This window comes from Streptomyces sp. NPDC127106, assembly GCF_042677605.1.
GTDB lineage: Bacteria > Actinomycetota > Actinomycetes > Streptomycetales > Streptomycetaceae > Streptomyces.
The window spans coordinates 1-17518 of the sequence record NZ_JBHXTC010000006.1; the positions used below are offsets into that span (position 1 = coordinate 1).

The 17518-nt window shown below is 72.3% G+C and carries 17 protein-coding genes and 1 rRNA gene; 14 read left to right on the plus strand and 4 right to left on the minus strand.

Annotation, left to right across the window (positions count from 1 at the left end; translation table 11 throughout):
* Positions 1–129 precede the first annotated feature (129 nt).
* Positions 130–246, plus strand: a 5S ribosomal RNA gene (gene rrf / locus ACFVGY_RS08175).
* Between the two features lie 82 nt (positions 247–328).
* Here rrf and ACFVGY_RS08180 read toward each other — a convergent pair.
* On the minus strand, positions 329–925 hold the full coding sequence (locus ACFVGY_RS08180; RefSeq protein WP_385672881.1) for a Uma2 family endonuclease: 597 nt from the start codon (positions 923–925) through the stop codon (positions 329–331).
* A 51-nt stretch (positions 926–976) separates the two neighbouring features.
* Here ACFVGY_RS08180 and ACFVGY_RS08185 point away from each other — a divergent pair, with 51 nt between their 5' ends.
* From ACFVGY_RS08185 to ACFVGY_RS08220, 8 genes are all read left to right on the plus strand, one after another.
* On the plus strand, positions 977–1630 hold the full coding sequence (locus ACFVGY_RS08185; RefSeq protein ID WP_385672885.1) for an HAD family hydrolase: 654 nt from the start codon (positions 977–979) through the stop codon (positions 1628–1630).
* A 43-nt stretch (positions 1631–1673) separates the two neighbouring features.
* Positions 1674–2900 (plus strand): MFS transporter, encoded by a 1227-nt coding sequence (locus ACFVGY_RS08190; protein WP_385672888.1) that lies wholly within the window; start codon positions 1674–1676, stop codon positions 2898–2900.
* Positions 2851–4020: an acetoin utilization protein AcuC gene (locus ACFVGY_RS08195; RefSeq protein ID WP_385672891.1), complete on the plus strand. Its 1170-nt coding sequence runs from the start codon at positions 2851–2853 to the stop codon at positions 4018–4020. Before ACFVGY_RS08190 ends, ACFVGY_RS08195 begins: the two co-directional genes overlap by 50 nt.
* Before the next feature lie 125 nt (positions 4021–4145).
* Entirely contained in the window at positions 4146–4976 is an 831-nt protein-coding gene (locus tag ACFVGY_RS08200; RefSeq protein ID WP_385672894.1) for a phosphatase, read from the plus strand.
* Between the two features lie 114 nt (positions 4977–5090).
* Positions 5091–5300 (plus strand): helix-turn-helix domain-containing protein, encoded by a 210-nt coding sequence (locus tag ACFVGY_RS08205; RefSeq protein WP_008738568.1) that lies wholly within the window; start codon positions 5091–5093, stop codon positions 5298–5300.
* A gap of 162 nt (positions 5301–5462) precedes the next feature.
* A complete protein-coding gene (locus ACFVGY_RS08210) occupies positions 5463–5561 on the plus strand; it encodes a 30S ribosomal protein bS22 (protein ID WP_003948845.1) in 99 nt (32 codons plus the stop codon).
* Between the two features lie 36 nt (positions 5562–5597).
* Complete coding sequence (locus tag ACFVGY_RS08215; RefSeq protein WP_385673407.1) at positions 5598–6728, plus strand: NAD-dependent epimerase/dehydratase family protein; 1131 nt, start codon at positions 5598–5600, stop codon at positions 6726–6728.
* Positions 6728–7762: a lysophospholipid acyltransferase family protein gene (locus tag ACFVGY_RS08220; RefSeq protein WP_385672897.1), complete on the plus strand. Its 1035-nt coding sequence runs from the start codon at positions 6728–6730 to the stop codon at positions 7760–7762. The genes ACFVGY_RS08215 and ACFVGY_RS08220 overlap by 1 nt, the downstream gene beginning before the upstream one ends.
* 92 nt (positions 7763–7854) lie before the next feature.
* Here the strand turns inward: ACFVGY_RS08220 and ACFVGY_RS08225 are convergent, their stop codons facing one another.
* The 3 genes from ACFVGY_RS08225 to ACFVGY_RS08235 all read right to left on the minus strand — a co-directional run bounded on the left by ACFVGY_RS08225 (position 7855) and on the right by ACFVGY_RS08235 (position 11501).
* On the minus strand, positions 7855–9063 hold the full coding sequence (locus ACFVGY_RS08225; RefSeq protein ID WP_385672900.1) for a DUF5667 domain-containing protein: 1209 nt from the start codon (positions 9061–9063) through the stop codon (positions 7855–7857).
* Between the two features lie 285 nt (positions 9064–9348).
* Positions 9349–10143 carry an ECF subfamily RNA polymerase sigma factor, BldN family gene (locus ACFVGY_RS08230; RefSeq protein ID WP_385672903.1) on the minus strand — a complete coding sequence of 265 codons (795 nt, stop codon included), beginning with the start codon at positions 10141–10143 and terminating at the stop codon, positions 9349–9351.
* 398 nt (positions 10144–10541) lie between these two features.
* Positions 10542–11501: an HAD family hydrolase gene (locus tag ACFVGY_RS08235; protein ID WP_385672906.1), complete on the minus strand. Its 960-nt coding sequence runs from the start codon at positions 11499–11501 to the stop codon at positions 10542–10544.
* 99 nt (positions 11502–11600) lie between these two features.
* On the opposite strand from ACFVGY_RS08235, the gene ACFVGY_RS08240 reads away from it, so the two are divergent.
* The 5 genes from ACFVGY_RS08240 to ACFVGY_RS08260 all read left to right on the plus strand — a co-directional run bounded on the left by ACFVGY_RS08240 (position 11601) and on the right by ACFVGY_RS08260 (position 17393).
* Positions 11601–11888, plus strand: coding sequence for a glutaredoxin family protein (locus ACFVGY_RS08240; protein WP_385672909.1), 288 nt, complete (start codon positions 11601–11603; stop codon positions 11886–11888).
* Positions 11889–12161: 273 nt separating this feature from the next.
* Complete coding sequence (locus ACFVGY_RS08245; RefSeq protein ID WP_385672912.1) at positions 12162–12989, plus strand: redox-sensing transcriptional repressor Rex; 828 nt, start codon at positions 12162–12164, stop codon at positions 12987–12989.
* A complete protein-coding gene (locus ACFVGY_RS08250; protein ID WP_385672915.1) occupies positions 12986–14725 on the plus strand; it encodes a glutamyl-tRNA reductase in 1740 nt (579 codons plus the stop codon). Before ACFVGY_RS08245 ends, ACFVGY_RS08250 begins: the two co-directional genes overlap by 4 nt.
* A complete protein-coding gene (gene hemC, locus ACFVGY_RS08255) occupies positions 14722–15726 on the plus strand; it encodes a hydroxymethylbilane synthase (RefSeq protein WP_385672918.1) in 1005 nt (334 codons plus the stop codon). The genes ACFVGY_RS08250 and hemC overlap by 4 nt, the downstream gene beginning before the upstream one ends.
* On the plus strand, positions 15723–17393 hold the full coding sequence (locus ACFVGY_RS08260) for a uroporphyrinogen-III synthase (protein WP_385672921.1): 1671 nt from the start codon (positions 15723–15725) through the stop codon (positions 17391–17393). Before hemC ends, ACFVGY_RS08260 begins: the two co-directional genes overlap by 4 nt.
* The last annotated feature ends 125 nt before the right edge of the window (positions 17394–17518 follow it).

Consider the following 17518-nt stretch of genomic DNA (forward strand, 5'->3'; position numbering starts at 1 on the left):
GAAGCCCGGTAACGGGTGGAGCTGACTGGTACTAATAGGCCGAGGGCTTGTCCTCAGTTGCTCGCGTCCACTGTGTTAGTTCTGAAGCAACGAACTCGCCATGCCGGCTTGAGTTCAACTTCATAGTGTTTCGGTGGTCATAGCGTTAGGGAAACGCCCGGTTACATTCCGAACCCGGAAGCTAAGCCTTTCAGCGCCGATGGTACTGCAGGGGGGACCCTGTGGGAGAGTAGGACGCCGCCGAACAATCATTGCGGGAAGCCCCGCACCAGCCCGTTCAGGGTGTGGTGCGGGGCTTTTCTGCGTTTACGGCCAGGGCCGACCGCGCCTACCAGTCGGCGAGGTAGCTCTTGAGGCTGCTCGTGACGAGGGTCCAGCGGCCGGCGGTGACGGTGTCGCCGAAGGCGTAGGGGACTTTCTTGCGGTAGCGGATACCGTCGGGCCCTCGGGAGGGGTCACTGTGCACGGTGACCGTCCTCTTGTCCTTGCGCGGGTCCACGACGACGTACAGCGGCACCCCCATCTTCGGGTAGTCGTGCAGCTTGTCGCGGATGTCGGTGAGGGAGTTCGTACGGGAGACGACCTCCACGACCATCAGCACGTCGCGTGAGTTGATGGCCTTCGCGGTGTCGTCCACGTCCTCCTCCGCGATGACCATGAGGTCGGGGACCTTGGTGAGGCCGGTCTCCGGATCGCCCATGTTCGTGTCGTTGAGGGCGATGGCCTCGGGAGTCTGAGCCTCGATCTGCCGGCGCAGTCGTACGACGTTGAGGCCACGGGCCGCGGTGGGGTTCGTCATCGTGAGAACGATCCGGCTCTCGGCGGTCTCCACCCTCCAGCGGTCCTCCTGGTGTTCGGCGAGCTCCGCGAGGTGCTCCGCGAACGCGTGCAGCCGACGCATCTGCTCGGGCATGGGGTCGGCCATGGGCATCTCCTGGTTCCAAGCCGGCGTGGGGTGGGCGTCTACGTTAGGGGGATGGGCTATGACCTCGTCATCTTCGACAACGACGGTGTGCTGGTGGACAGTGAGCCGCTTGCCAACACCATCCTCGCCGGGTATCTGACCGAGTTGGGGCATCCGACCAGCTACGAGCAATCGATCCGCGACTACATGGGCGGCGCCCTGCACCGGGTGCACGACCTCGTCCACGAGCGGACCGGGCAGCGGCTGCCGGCCGACTTCGACGAGACGCTGCACGCGCGGACGTTCGCCGCGTTCGAGCGCGAGCTCGTGCCCGTCGCCGGCGTCGTCGAGGTGCTCCAAGCGCTCACCGCGCAGAGCGTGCCCTACTGTCTGGCGTCCTCCGGCAGCCACGAGCGGATCCGCGTCGGGCACCGGGCCGCCGGGCTCACCCGCTGGTTCGGCGGCGACGTCATCTTCAGCGCCCAGGACGTCGGCCGGGGCAAGCCCGCCCCCGACCTGTTCCTGCACGCCGCCCGCACCATGGGCGTGGACCCGGCGCGTTGCGCCGTCATCGAGGACAGCCCGCTCGGCGTCCGGGCCGCCGTCGCCGCCGGCATGGACGTGTACGGCTTCACCGGCATGATGCCGGTCGAGCGGCTCGCCGGGGCCACCGCCCACTTCGCCGACATGAAGGAGCTGCCCGCCCTGCTCGAACTACCCGTGTGAGATCTCTACCCACCGGTAGGGCCCGCGCCTACGCTGTGCCGCCATGACGCACGATCTGCGGTTGCGGCGCGGGCGCGGCGCGCTGGGGTTCAGCTTCTTCGTACAGGGCGTCACCTTCGCCCTCCTCGTGACGCGGATCCCCGCGATCCAGGACCGGTACGGGATATCCGACGGGCTGCTGCCCGTGTTCCTGGCCGCCGTGCCGATCCTTGCCGCGGCCGCCAGCGTCGCCACCGAGCACCTCGTCCGACGGGTCGGGCCGGCCGCCGTCCTGCGGTGGTCGCAGCCGCTCGTCCTGCTGGCCCTCCTCGGCGTCGGTGCGGGGAACTCCCTGTGGCACGCGGCCGCCGCCCTCGGGGCGTTCGGGCTGGCCGTCGGCGCGCTCGACGCGTCCATGAACATGTTCGGCGTCAGCCTCCAGCACGCGTACGGCCGCAGCATCATGCTCGGCTTCCACGCGGCCTACAGCCTCGGCGGGATCGTCGGGGCCTCCGCAGCCTGGGCCGGGGCGCACTGGCAGCTGGGGCTCTTCACCTCCTACCTGCCCGCGGTGGCGGTGCTCCTGCCGCTCGCCCTCGCCGGCAGCCGCTTCTACGCCACCGGGCAGGAGGTGGCGGCGTCCCCCGGCAAGGAGAAGGAGAAGGAGCCGCAGGCCCGCGGCTTCCGGCCGCTGCTGCCGCTGTGCCTCGTGATGGCGTGCGCGTACATAGGGGACTCGACCGTCTCCCACTGGAGTGCCAAATACCTCCAGGACGTCCTGGGCAGCTCCGAGCAGCTGGCGACCGTCCCCTACAACGTCTACATGGTCACCACACTGCTCGGCCGGGCCGTCGGAGACCTGGGCGTGCGCCGGTTCGGCGCGGCGGCCGTCGTACGGGCCGGGACGCTGCTCGCCGCCGGCGGGTTCGCGGTCGTCGCTGCTGCGCCCGGCCCGTGGGCGGGGATGGCCGGGTTCACCCTGCTCGGGCTCGGGCTGTGCGTGATCGTGCCGCAGACCTTCGCGGCCGCGGGGCGGCTGTTCCCCGGATCCTCCGACACGGCCGTCGCCCGGCTGAACATCTTCAACTACGTGGGCTTCCTGGTCGGTTCGCCGCTCGTCGGCGCACTGGGCGACGCCTGGAGCTACCGGGGGGCGATGCTCGTGCCGGCGGTGTTGGTGCTGATGACGCTTCTGCACGCCCGTTCGTTCGGCGCGGAAGGCGCCCGATACGGTGTCCCGCATGAGCAGCCGCGGGTTGTTGATGTGGGACGAGGCGGTCACGGGGTATGACTTCGGGCCGAGCCATCCGATGGATCCGGTGCGCCTGGCACTGACCATGGGTCTGGTACGGGCCTTCGGGCTGGACCGGGAGGTGGAGGTGCGTTCGGCCCCGGCGGCCGGAGACTCCACCCTGCGGCTCGTGCACCGGGAGGACTACGTCGCCGCCGTCCGCGAGGTGTCCGCCGCCCCGGGCAACGCCGACGGCTCGTACGGGCTCGGCACGGTCGACGACCCGGCCTTCCCCGGGATCCACGAGGCGTCCGCGCTGATCGCCGGCCAGTCGGTGGCGGCCGCGGAGGCGATCTGGCGGGGCGAGACCGAGCACGCGGTGAACTTCGCGGGCGGGCTGCACCACGCGATGCCGGGCGGGGCCTCCGGGTTCTGCGTGTACAACGACGCGGCCCTCGCGATCGCGCGGCTGCTGGAACTCGGGGCGGAGCGGGTCGCGTACGTGGACGTGGACGTGCACCACGGGGACGGCGTGCAGGAAGTGTTCTGGGACGACCCGCGGGTCCTGACCGTTTCCCTGCACGAGCACCCGGCCACCCTGTTCCCGCAGACCGGCTGGCCGCACGAGACGGGCGGGCCGGCCGCCGAGGGCTCCGCGGCGAACGTGGCCCTGCCGGCCGGCACCGGCGACGAGGGCTGGCTGCGCGCCTTCCACGCGACCGTGCCCGAACTGCTCGCCGACTTCCGGCCGCAGGTCCTCGTGACCCAGCACGGGGCGGACACGCACTTCGAGGACCCGCTCGCACATCTCGCGGTGTCGCTGGACGCGCAGCGCGCCGTACAGGAGTCCTGCCACCGGCTCGCGCACGAGCACGCCGGCGGAAAGTGGCTGGCGCTGGGCGGCGGCGGGTACGCGGTCGTGGACGTCGTCCCCCGGTCGTGGACCCACCTGGTCGGGATCGCGGCGCACCGGCCCGTGGACCCGGAATCGGCCGTACCGGCATCCTGGCGGGACGAGGTGTACGCGCGGACCCGGCAGCTGGCGCCGGGCCGGATGACGGACGGGCGGACGGTCGCCTGGCGGGACTGGGAGGCGGGCTACGACCCGGCCGACCGGGTCGACCAGGCGGTCCTGGCCACGCGGCGGGCGGTGTTCCCCCTGCGCGGCATGCTCACGTAGCAGCCCGGCCGGCTGGCCGGGCCAGGCCGGGGCCGGCCGCCGCAGTCTGCCGCATCGTTACGCCAACGGTGGGGCGCTCGGCCGGAATCGAGGATCCGACAGAGGCGTTGCGGCAGCATCGGAGCGTGTTGAGCACCGGCGCGCTGCGTGCGCATCTGCTGGCCGCCCGCCTGGCCGGGCCCGTCGCCACCTCCCGGGAGGAGAGCCTGCGCAGCTACCGGCTGTTCGCGGCCGGGGATCCGCGCGTGCTGCTGGGGCTGGATCCGGAACGCCGCTGGGGCGAGGGTGAGCTGCTGGGGCTGATGGCGCAGAAATGCGGGGTCTCGGCGGATCCGACGCACGTCAGCGGGCCGGACGTGATCGATCCGGAGCGGACGCTGACGGCGTTACAGGCCTTCGCGGAACGACTGCGGGCAGTGGCCGCGGCGCGGGCGCCCGTTCTGTTCGGCACCGGTCACCCTCACCGTCTCCTGGGGTTCTACGCCAGTTTGGCGCGGGCGATGTCGGCGGCCGGCTGTGATGTCCTCACCCCGGCGCAGGGGGTACGTGTCGACATAGCGACCCGGTTCGGGGTACGCACGCACAGCCTCGATTACGTACGGGGGGTCGCGCTGGTGCGAGAGCCCGGCGCGCGGCCCCCTGCCAGTGCCACCGGCGCGCACACCCATTCACCGCTGCCGGTTCGGATCGCGCTGGGCGCGCTCGCGGAGGGAGGTGGACCGCTGCCGGAATTGGTGGTCGGGGACCACGGGTGGGTCTGCGGTGCAGGTCAGCTGGGTGTGGAGGCCATCGGGCTGGCGGATACGGACGATCCGGCGCTGTTCGTCGGCGAGGCCGAGGGGCGCGTATCGGTCGCTGTTCCGCTTGATGACGCGGTGCGCGCGGACTACTACCGGCCGCTCACACGGTATCTACTGGACCGGGCGCGCCTGCCGGGCGCGCAGGAGTGGCCGTAGCTCCTCTTCCCCACTCGTATCACACGCCCCTACTCTGGGGAGTGAGCGTGCGACGACGAGGAGTAACCGGAGGGGAAGCCGGTGCCCGTCATGCGCGGAAGGTCAAGGTGTGTCATGGCTGCTGGCGAGAGGCCTCTCAGTGAGGTTCAGTTCCTGACCGTGGCGGAGGTCGCCTCGGTGATGCGAGTGTCGAAGATGACCGTGTACCGCCTGGTGCACAACGGTCATCTGCCCGCAATCCGGGTGGGCCGGTCCTTCCGGGTCCCCGAGAACGCGGTTCACGAGTACCTCCGAGAGTCCTATGTGGGGGTGGAGTCGGCCTGAGAGTGGGGCCCGCGACACCTTCGGGTCACTTTGAGGACGGCTCGGATTACAAGCTCCGAGCTTGGGCGGGTAGGCTAGGCCGACGTAGGTCGTGTGGGCCCAGACGCCCCGCACCGATCCCCGCGGGCGCGGGGATGTTCCGAGAAGTGAGCGAGGGTAGTCGTGGGCTCTGTTATCAAGAAGCGGCGTAAGCGGATGGCGAAGAAGAAGCACCGCAAGCTGCTCAAGCGCACCCGCGTCCAGCGCCGTAACAAGAAGTAAACGGCAGCTGTACGTGTTCTCCGCAGCCCCTCCACCATCCTTGGGTGGAGGGGCTGTGGTGTAGCCGGGACAGGCGGGGACGACGAGGGAGGCGCTGGGCTCGTGGGTAAGGTCGTGCTCGTGACCGGGGTTGCCCGGCAGTTGGGGGGCCGCTTCGTGCGGCGGATCCAGCGGGACCCCGAGGTCGAACGGGTGATCGCGGTCGACGCGACCCCGCCGCCGCGCAGCCTGGGGTCGGCCGAGTTCGTCCGGATGGACATCAGGCAGTCCTCGATCGCCCGGGTCCTCGCCGAGCACGCCGTCGACACGGTGGTGCACCTCGCGGTCACCGGGGGCAGCGCCGGCACCGGTGGCATGGGCAGCGCCGTCAAGGAGACCAATGTCATCGGGACGATGCAGCTGCTGGGCGCCTGTCAGAAGTCCCCGACGGTACGCCGCCTGGTGGTGAAGTCCAGCACCAGCGTGTACGGGGGCGCCCCACGGGATCCGGCCGTTTTCACGGAGACCACGCAGCCGAAGACGCAGCCGCCGGGTGGCTTCCCGAAGGACGCCGCCGAGGTCGAGTCGTACGTACGGGGCTTCGCGCGCCGCCGGCCCGATGTCGCGGTGTGCGTGCTGCGTTTCGCGAACATCCTGGGGCCGCACGCGGACTCCGCGCTCGCCGAGTACTTCTCCATGCCCGTCCTGCCGACCGTGTTCGGTTATGACCCGCGGCTGCAGTTCGTCCACGAGGAGGACGTGCTGGAGGTGCTGCGGATGGCGGCGCAGGAGTCCCGGCGCGGCACGCTCAACAGCGGTACGTTCAACATCGCCGGGGACGGCGTCCTGCTGCTGTCGCAGTGCGCGCGGCGGCTGGGCCGGCCGACGGTGCCGCTGGCGCTGCCCGCGGTGACGTGGGTGGGGGCGGCCCTGCGGGCGGTCGGCGTGACGGAGTTCTCGGCCGAGCAGATCAGACTTCTCACGCACGGGCGGGTCGTGGAGACCGCGCAGATGCGGGAGGTGCTGGGATTCAAGCCCATGTACACGACCGCCGAGACCTTCGCCGACTTCGCGCGCAGCCGCGGGAACGGTCTGCTGCCGCCGGATCGGGTGGGGCAGGCCGTCGACCGGGTCGCGCGGGTGCTGAACGTCGGGGTTGCCGGCGCCGAAGAGGGAGCGCAGCGATAGTGGCGGACGCCAAGGTCATTCCGTTCGACGAGGACCGGCCGCGCCGGCGGGTCACCGGGACCCGGCGGGTCCGGGCGGTGCCCGCTCCGGCGCCGACGCCGGAGGCGGCCGTTGCGGTCGTGCCGGCCGGGGAGCCCGCCGGGGGCGCAGCCGGCCGGGCCGGTTCCGAGGCCGGCCCGGGCGGGGGTGGGCGGCCGGGCTGGGACCGGCGGCTCGCGGGCGGGCTGGCGTTCCTGCGGCGGCGCATCACGGGGGAGTACGAGGTCGACGAGTTCGGCTACGACCGGGAGCTGACGGACCAGGTCCTGATGTCCCTGATGCGGCCCCTGTTCGACAAGTACTTCCGCGTCGAGGTCCGGGGCGTCGAGAACATCCCGGCCGAAGGCGGGGCGCTGATCGTCGCGAACCATTCCGGGACGCTGCCCCTGGACGGGCTGATGATGCAGGTGGCGGTGCACGACCACCACCCGGCGCAGCGGCACCTGCGGCTGCTGGCGGCGGACCTGGTGTTCATGCTGCCCGTCGTCAACGAGCTGGCCCGCAAGGCCGGGCACACCCTGGCGTGTTCGGAGGACGCCCAGCGACTGCTGGAGGCCGGGGAACTGGTCGGGGTCATGCCCGAGGGCTTCAAGGGGATAGGGAAGCCGTTCGGGGACCGGTACCGGCTCCAGCGGTTCGGGCGGGGCGGGTTCGTGTCGACGGCGCTGCGGGCCGGCACGCCGATCGTGCCGTGCTCGATCGTCGGGGCGGAGGAGATCTACCCCATGGTCGGCAACGCGAAGACCATCGCGAGGCTGCTGGGGATTCCGTACTTCCCGATCACGCCGACGTTCCCGTGGCTCGGGCCGCTGGGTGCCGTGCCGCTGCCGACGAAGTGGACGATCCAGTTCGGGGAGCCGATCGCGACGGACGGGTATCCGCCGGAGGCGGCGGAGGACCCGATGCTGATGTTCAACCTCACGGACGAGGTGCGCGAGCAGATCCAGCACACGCTCTACAAGCTGCTGGTGCAGCGTAGGTCCGTCTTCTTCTGACGGTCACCGCAACACGGCACGGGAACACGGCATGACGAGGTGCCCGGCCCCCGCAGGGGCCGGGCACCTCGTCATGCGGCGCCGGGTGTGCCCTAGCCGGCATCCTCCGCTGACAGGCCCAGGCCCGGGAGGAGACCCGGGAGTAGGGGCGGGAGGGTGATCTCCGGGTGTGCCGCCTCCGGCGAGGGCGACGGGGCAGGGGGGCTCTGGCCCGCCGGAGGGTGGAGCAGGTCGCCCGCGCCGCCGAGGAGGCCGCCCGGGGCCGGGGACGACTTTCCGGCGGGGGGCGGGGTGGCCGGAGCCTGGCTGGCCGGGGGTGCGCTGGCGCCGGCTCCGGGCGCGGAGTGCTGCTGTCCGGCCGGGGCGCTCGGCTGCGGTGGTGCCCCGCCCGTGCCCCCGCTGGGTTCCGGGGGCTTGGGGAGCAGGCTCTGCAGGGGTGCCACGTCATCGTCTATGGCCTGGAACACCGACTCGACCTCCCCGCCCACGTCGGTGAGCTGGGCCGGGAGTTGGCCGCGCAGCTTGCCCCACGCGTCCCGGTGCGACCGGGAGAACGTGGACAGTGCCTGGATCGGGCCGAGCGAGCCGTCCCTTTCGTAGGCCGCCTGGAGCAGCCGGTGGCCCTCCGCCGCGTCGTGCTTCATGCCCGCGAGGGCACGGCGGATGGCTCCGAGGGATTCGTGGTCGAGCGCGCCCGAGCGGCCGCGCTCCATGAGTCTGCGGGCCTCCGACAGGCGGTTGGACGCCTGGTCGAGGTAGAGCTCGCCCCGGTCGGCGTCCTCGTCGGCCATACCGAGCTTCAGGTCCTCCATGCCCCGTTTGACGGGGTAGAGGGCATCACCGGGCAGGGCGTCCGTGCTGGCAGCGGCCACGCCGCTGAAGGCCCCCGCGGCCACACCCACGGTGAGGCCGCCTGCTGCGATGCCCTTGGACCAGCGGGAGCGGGGCCGCAGTTTCCGGAGCGGTGTCGCCCGGTGGGCGCCGCGGCCGGCCCGCTGTTCGGGCAGTTGAGGGTCCGGGGCGGCACCGCCTCCGGCTCTCTCCTCCATCACCATGGCCTCCATGGCGGCGACGAGCTGTGCTCGCTGCACCACTTTGACCTCGGGGTCCAGCACCGGGCGCGGCAGGTCGCCGAGCACGCTCGCCAGGGCCAACAACCGCTCGTGGTCGGCAGGTTCGGCAGGTGCCTCGGACTGCTCGGCCGCCGGGTCCCGTTCGGAAAGGTCGGACGCTGGGTTCCGATCCTCCAGGGCCTGGGCGAAGGCGTTCGCCCGCCGGTGCGGAGTCACGTTCGCGATCACTGGCGGCACCTCCTCTCGTCATGACGATCGACTCCCCAAGGTGTCCGGAAGGTTGCCTTCCTTGAGCACATCCACACTTTCGAGTGAGCGGCTTTCGGCAGGGCGTGTCCAAAGGGAGCCTGCATTCCGCACAACGAGCGGCGCGGCAGTTGGGTTACGGACGAAGGATGATCGGACCACAGCGTCATCGAGGGGTCACCGGTTGTGTGGATGGTGCGACGGTCGGGAGGGGTGGGGGGAGGGGCGGCACTGCGGGTGGGCGGCGCGGTCCGGCGGGGGACAAGCTCAGCGGGCGTCGTCGGGGAGCAGGCGGGCCAGGGTGCGCACCGCCCGGTACTGGAGGGTCTTGATGGCGCCTTCGTTCTTCCCCATCACCCGGGCGGTCTCGGCGACCGACAGGCCCTGGAGGAAGCGGAGGGTCACGCACTCCTGCTGCTGGGGGTTGAGCTTGCGGACGGCTTCCAGCAGGGCCGCGTTGGAGAGGGACTCCAGGACCGAGTCCTCGGGGGACCGCTCCACCTCGTTGGCGTCCAGCATCTCGCCCGTGGTCACTTCGAGGCGGAAGCGGCTGGACTTGAAGTGGTCGGCGACCAGGTTGCGGGCGATCGTCACGAGCCAGGCGCCGAAGTCGCGGCCCTGCCAGGTGAAGGTGGAGATGCGGCGCAGCGCGCGCAGGAAGGTCTCACTGGTGAGGTCCTCCGCGGTCGCCTTGCCGCCGACGCGGTAGTAGATGTACCGGTAGACCGTGTCGCTGTACTGGTCGTAGAGCCGTCCGAACGCCTCGGCCTCGCCGGCCTGGGCGCGTTCGACCAGGTCCATCATGCGGGCCTGGTCGCTGTCCGCGGTGGGGCGGCGCGCGGCCGGTGTGTTCGTGCCGGTCGCGGTGCCGCCGCCCGTGCGACCGCGTCTGCCCACCGTCGCTCCGCCGTCGGCCAGGGCATAGCAAGGGCCGGCCGGGCCGAGGCCGGCGGCGAAGGCGGGTACGGCGTACGCGGTGGGGACGAAGCCGCGCAGGTGGCCGAGGACCGTTGCGCGCAGCGTAGCCAGGCCCGAGGCGTCAACCCCGACAGGTGGGTACACGGGACTCCCAGAGGCAGAGCTTCCATCACGTGCAGTGCGAGACCGTTCACCCGTCGTGGCGACAGATGGGCGGCGGCATGCGTCTGAGGAGAATAACGCTTCGTACAGGCAGCACTACACCCAGTTGCTCAAATCATCGATTCCGACACTTCTGTTGCGTGTCGAAGGCGTTTTCGGTCGCAATTCGTGATCGGTTGCCGATCGCTTCGCGACTCGGAATGGGCGGTTCCGCGCTGGCTCGCGACCGAGTCGGGCATGCGTGCGTGCCCTCGCGTGGGCGCGGGTAAGGGAGAGGGAATGTCCGCCGGGCGGTGGACAGGGAACCGTCGGGCGGACGGCGGGGCGGGCCCGGGCCTGCTCCGGTGCAGGCGGCGGCCCGAAGGCGGGTGCGTGCCGGGCTACTTGCGGCGGCGGTGCAGGGCGATGGCGGCGGCCGCGCCGCCCGCGATCGCACCGACCCCGGCGGCCGCCGGGACGCCGACCTTCACGGCCTTGCGGCCGGTCCGATAGTCGCGCAGCCGCCAGTCGTGCTCCTGGGCATGCTTGCGCAGTTTTGTGTCCGGATTGATCGCGTACGGATGCCCGACCAGTGACAGCATGGGAATGTCGTTGTGCGAATCGGAGTACGCGGCGCAGCGCGCGAGGTCGAGCCCCTCGGCCGTGGCCAGCGCGCGGACCGCCTCCGCTTTCGCCGGGCCGTGCAGCGGCTCGCCGACCAGGCGGCCGGTGTAGACGCCGTCGACCGACTCGGCGACCGTGCCCAGCGCCCCGGTCAGGCCGAGCCGGCGCGCGATGATCGTGGCGGTCTCCACCGGGGCGGCCGTGACGAGCCAGACCTTCTGGCCGGCGTCGAGGTGGGCCTGGGCCAGGGCGCGGGTGCCCGGCCAGATCCGCTCGGCCATGTACTCGTCGTAGATCTCCTCGCCGATCGCCATGAGGTCGCTGACCTGGTGGCCCTTGACGATGGACAGGGCGCTGTCGCGGGCGTCCTGCATGTGGTCGGGGTCCTCGACCCCGGCGAGCCGGAACCAGGCCTGCTGCCAGGCGAAGCGGGCGAGCTCGCGGCGGCGGAAGAACTCCCGCTTGTACAGGCCGCGACCGAAGTGGAAGATCGCCGCGCCCTGCATGACGGTGTTGTCGAGGTCGAAGAAGGCGGCGGCGAGGGCATCGCCCGCGACGGGGAACTCCGGCTCGCCGGCCTGCGGCGCCTCTTCCTCCGCGGCGACGGGGCCGGGGGCGGCCTCCGCTTCGAGGGCCTGTGCGGTCTTGCGGGCGGCCTCGGCCGAGGCCTCGCCTGCCAGTACGCTCCGCGCGGTGGCGGAGCGCCTACGGGGGGTGAGCCATCCCAGAGCGGCCATGACGCGAGCATAGCCATTGTGTTCGGGAGTTCCCGAACCGCGGCGATGCCGGGCGCGTGAACTCTTCGGTGCCGCGGTGTGACGTGCGGGCGCGGGAGAATGGGGCCCATGAGCCCTTTGCTGCGCCGTAAGGAAAAGAAGAGTCCCGCCGAGCGGTTGGTCACCCTCGTCGGGAAGCCCGGGTGCCACCTTTGCGACGACGCCGAGGCGGTGGTCGAGGAGGTGTGCGCCGAAGTCGGGGCGCAGTGGCAGAAGAAGGACATCACGCAGGACGAGGAGCTCTACCGGCGGCACTGGGAGCAGATCCCGGTGGTGCTCATCGACGGGGAACAGCACACCTTCTGGAGGGTGAACCCGGACCGGCTGCGCCGGGCGTTGCAGGGCTGACCGTTCGGCCGGTTACCATCATGGGCGATTTGTGGGGTCTCGGGGGCGTATTCATGAGGAGTGTGCACCGTTTTGCCCCCCACTGGATTTGAACGGGTTCGGTACGTTGTGGGCCCCTGCCCCCTCCGCCCGGACCGCGTGACCCCGGTCACTTTGGTCGGACAAAGCGGACACAATCTTTGTGCACGCGTTCACAAAGACATAGCCTGCTGTCGACGGGGCGGTCCAGGGACGAGTGACCGCCTTCAGCCCCGCTCATCCCGCAGGAGCATCGTGGCAACTGGCCGAACTCACCGACCGGCGACCCGCAGCCGAGGTATCCCCGAGGCCACCGTCGCCCGGCTTCCGCTGTACCTGCGCGCCCTCACCGCGCTCTCCGAGCGTTCGGTGCCCACGGTGTCCTCCGAGGAACTCGCGGCGGCCGCCGGAGTCAACTCCGCCAAGCTGCGCAAGGACTTCTCCTACCTGGGCTCCTACGGCACGCGCGGCGTCGGCTACGACGTCGAGTACCTCGTCTACCAGATCTCCCGCGAGCTCGGCCTGACCCAGGACTGGCCCGTCGTCATCGTCGGCATCGGCAACCTCGGCGCGGCCCTCGCCAACTACGGCGGCTTCGCCTCCCGCGGCTTCCGGGTCGCCGCCCTCATCGACGCGGACCCGGCCATGGCCGGCAAGCCGGTCGCCGGCATGCCCGTCCAGCACACCGACGACCTGGAGAAGATCATCCGGGAGAACGGTGTCTCCATCGGCGTCATCGCGACCCCGGCCGGCGCCGCCCAGCAGGTCAGCGAGCGCCTGATCGCCGCCGGCGTCACCTCCATCCTGAACTTCGCGCCGACCGTGCTCTCCGTGCCGGACGGCGTCGACGTGCGCAAGGTCGACCTGTCGATCGAGCTGCAGATCCTGGCCTTCCACGAGCAGCGCAAGGCCGGCGAGGAGCCCGGCACCGGTCCGGCCGGCGACACGGGCGCGCTCCCGGCCGCCCCCGCCGCCGGCACCGACCCGGCCGCCGCCCAGGCACCCCGCACCGCCGCGTCCCCCGCTGCCGGCACCCGCAAGAGCGGCCCCGACGGCGACGTCCCGGCGGTGATGCCGGCATGAGTCTGCTCGTCGTAGGCCTGAGCCACCGCAGCGCCCCCGTCAGCGTCCTGGAGCGCGCCGCGCTGTCCGCCGACGCCAAGGTGAAGCTGCTGCACGACACCGTCGCCGCGGAACCCGCGACGGAGGCGGCCGTCCTCGCCACCTGCAACCGCATCGAGCTGTACGCCGACGTCGACAAGTTCCACGCCGGCGTCGCCGAGCTGTCCACGCTGCTGGCCCAGCACAGCGGGGTCGCCCTGGAGGAGCTCACCCCCTACCTGTACGTGCACTACGAGGACCGCGCCGTCCACCACCTCTTCTCGGTGGCCTGCGGCCTGGACTCGATGGTGGTCGGCGAGGGCCAGATCCTCGGCCAGATCAAGGACGCCCTGGCCCTCGGCCAGGAGCTCCACACGGCCGGCCGCCTCATCAACGACCTCTTCCAGCAGGCGCTGCGGGTCGGCAAGCGCGCCCACTCCGAGACCGGCATCGACCGGGCCGGGCAGTCGCTCGTCACCTTCGGGCTGGAGCAGCTGACCGCCGGCCGCGAGACCGTCGAGGCCTGGGCCGCCGGCAAGCGCGCCCTCGTGATCGGCGCCGGCTCGATGTCCTCGCTGGCCGCCGCCACCCTCGCGCGGGCCGGCGTCGCCGAGATCGTCGTGGCGAACAGGACCGTGGAGCGCGCGGACCGATTGGTCGAGATTCTGGTTGCCTCAGGCACTGGGGTGGCCGCCCGGGCCGTGCCCATGGCCGGCGTCGCCGGCGAGCTGACACGAGTCGACGTCGTCGTCTCCTGCACCGGCGCCACCGGACTCGTCCTGACCGGCGAGGACATCGCCACCGCCGTCGCGGACGGCGGCCCGGCCGGCCTCCTCCCCGAACAGGCCACCGCCACCGCCGAGCCGGCCGTCGCCGGGCTCGACCCCGAGGTCGTGGCCCGCCTCGCCGCCGTCGCCGCGGCCGGCGGCCGCCTCGCCGACGCCGGAGGCGCCCGCACCATCACCGCCGCCGGCGCCACCGGCCCCGGCACGGACCGCGACGGCTGCCCCGTCGACGCCCCGGCTCCCGCCGGCCGCGCCGCGCTCACCGGAGTCGACGCCAACGCCCTCGAACTCCACGGCACCTGGGCCGACCAGGGCGAGGCCGCCGCCCAGCGACAGCCCCGCCGCGGCACCCGCAGCCACGCCGACGGCGCCCCCGTCCGGCTGGCCCTGCTCGACCTGGCCATGCCCCGCGACATCGACGCCGCCGTGCACCGCATCCCCGGCGTCCGCCTGGTCGACATCGAGTCCCTCGCCGAGGCCGCCGCCGACGCGCCGATGGCCGCCGACGTCGACGCCGTACGCGGCATCGTCGCCGACGAGGTCGCCGCGTTCGGCGCCGCCCAGCGTGCCGCGCACATCACCCCGACCGTCGTCGCCCTGCGCGCGATGGCCGCCGAGGTCGTGGCCATGGAGGTCGCGCGCCTCGACGGACGCCTGCCCGAGCTCGACGAACGGCAGCGGGCCGAGGTCACCCAGACCGTCCGCCGCGTCGTCGACAAGCTCCTGCACGCGCCGACCGTGCGCGTCAAACAGCTCGCCAGCGAGCCCGGCGGCGCCGGGTACGCCGAAGCGCTGCGGGAACTCTTCGACCTCGACCCGCAGACGGTGGCCTCCGTCAGCCGGGCCGACGCGGCCGGCACCCCCGGCGCGACCGCCGCAGCAGGCGCAGCCGGCACGGCAGACCAGAACCACGACTCAGGACGGGCATCATGAATTCACGGTCCGACCAGCCCCTCCGGCTCGGCACGAGGCGCAGCAAGCTGGCCATGTCCCAGTCCGGCCACGTCGCCGACGCGGTCCGGGAGATCACCGGCCGCCCCGTCGAGCTCGTGGAGATCACCACGTACGGCGACGTGTCCCGCGAGCACCTCGCGCAGATCGGCGGCACCGGCGTGTTCGTCACCGCCCTGCGCGACGCCCTGCTGCGCGGCGAGGTCGACTTCGCCGTCCACTCGCTCAAGGACCTGCCGACCGCACAGCCCGACGACCTCGTGATCGCGGCCATGCCGCCGCGCGAGGACCCGCGCGACGCGCTCGTCGCCCGCGACGGCCTGACCTTCGAGCAGCTGCCCGACGGAGCCCGCATCGGCACCGGTTCGCCGCGCCGCACCGCGCAGCTCAACCACCATGCGCGTGCCCTCGGCAAGCGCATCGAGACCGTCGCCATCCGGGGGAACGTCGACACCCGCATCGGCTACGTCCGCAGCGGAGAGCTCGACGCCGTCGTACTCGCCGCCGCCGGCCTCAACCGGATCGGCCGCAGCGCCGAGGTCACCGAATACCTGCCGGTCGACAGCGTGCTGCCCGCCCCCGGCCAGGGCGCCCTCGCCGTCGAGTGCCTCGCGTCCGACACGGACCTCATCGCCGCCCTCGGCCGGCTCGACGACCCGCACACCCGGGCCGCCGTGACCGCCGAGCGGTCCCTCCTCGCCGCCCTGGAGGCCGGCTGCAGCGCCCCCGTGGGCGCGCTCGCCGACCTTCCCCCGCTCTCGGCTCCGCTCGAGCGAGGGGACTCCCAGGCCGCCGGGGAGATTGTCAATGAAATGCGCCTGCGCGGCGTCGTCGGCACCCTCGACGGCGCCACGCTCGTGCAGCTGTCCACCACCGGACCCGTGCCCCAGTCGTACGACGAAGCCATGGCGCTCGGCCGCGAACTCGCGGACGAGATGCTGGCGAAGGGCGCGGCCGGTCTGATGGGGGAGCGATCCCTTTGAACCCCTCACGTCCGACCACCTCCGCTCTTCCGGTCGCCGCCGCAGGCCACGGGCACGTCACCTTCCTCGGCGCCGGCCCCGGCGATCCGGGTCTGCTGACGCTGCGCGCCGTGGAGGCGCTCGCCTCCGCCGACGTGCTGATCGCGGAACCCGAGGTGCTCGAGGTCGTCCGCACGCACGCGCGCGCCGGAGTGGACACGCCGCAGCTGACGATTGCTGACGAGGCGTCAGCAGCCGCCGGTGTACCGGTGATCCGGGACGCGGCCAATCTTGTCATGGAGGCCGCGCGCTCCGGCAGGCGGGTCGTGCGTGCCGTCACCGGCGACCCCGGACTCGACGGCAACGCCGCCTCCGAGATGCTCGCCTGCGCCACCGACGGAATCCCCTTCGAGGTGGTGCCCGGTGTCGCGACCGCCGTCGGCGTACCCGCCTACGCGGGTGTGCCGCTGCGCGGCGAGCAGGGCGCCGACGTGCGGTTCGTGGATGCGCGCAACGCCTCCGCCCGCTGCTGGAGCGAGGTCGGCGCCAGCACCGGCACCGTGGTCGTCTCCGCGACGCTGGAGACCGTGCCCGCCGCCTGCGCCGAACTCGTCGCCGCCGGGCGCGGGGCCGACACGCCGCTGACCGTGACCGTCGCCGGCACGACCACCCGGCAGCGGACGTGGAACGCCACCCTCGGCACCATCGCCCAGGTGTTCAAGCAGGGCAAGATCCTGCCCTCGCCCGAGGGCGGCCGCCCCGTGATAGCCGTGGTCGGGGAGCCCAGCGCCGCCGCGCGGCGCGATGAACTGGCCTGGTTCGAGTCCAAGCCGCTGTTCGGCTGGCGGGTTCTCGTACCGCGCACCAAGGAGCAGGCCGCTTCGCTCTCCGACCAGCTGCGTTCGTACGGCGCGGTCCCGCACGAGGTGCCGACCATCGCCGTGGAGCCGCCGCGCACCCCGCAGCAGATGGAACGCGCGGTCAAGGGCCTGGTGACGGGCCGCTACGAATGGATCGCCTTCACCTCGGTCAACGCGGTCAAGGCGGTCCGCGAGAAGTTCGAGGAGTACGGGCTCGACGCCCGGGCCTTCGCGGGCATCAAGGTCGCGGCGGTCGGCGAGCAGACCGCCGCCGCGCTGGTGGAGTTCGGCGTCAAGCCCGACCTGGTGCCCAGCGGGGAGCAGTCCGCGGCCGGGCTGCTGGAGGACTGGCCGCCGTACGACCCGGTCTTCGACCCCATCGACCGCGTCTTCCTGCCGCGCGCCGACATCGCGACGGAGACCCTGGTCGCGGGCCTGATAGAGCTCGGGTGGGAGGTCGACGACGTCACCGCCTACCGGACCGTGCGGGCCTCGCCGCCACCGGCGGACACCCGCGAGGCGATCAAGGGCGGCGGCTTCGACGCCGTTCTCTTCACGTCCAGCTCGACCGTCCGCAACCTGGTCGGCATCGCGGGCAAGCCGCACAACGTGACCGTGATCGCCTGCATCGGCCCGGCCACCGCGAAGACCGCCGAGGAGCACGGGCTCCGCGTCGACGTCCTCTCGCCGGAGCCGAGCGTCAGCAAGCTCGCCGAGGCCCTCGCCGAGTACGGCGCCGCCCGCCGCGAGGCGGCCCGGGCGGCCGGCGAGACCGTGTCCCGACCGAGCGAGCGCCGCCCCGGCGCGCGCAGGCGGCGCACGACCTGACACGCAGCGCGCTGATGCGGCAGGGGGGGGGGGGGGGGGGCCCCCCCCCCCCGCGGCGCGGGGGGGGGGCCCCCGGGGGGGGGGGGGGGTGCAAAAAAAAAACCCCCCCCCAAACCCCAACGCGC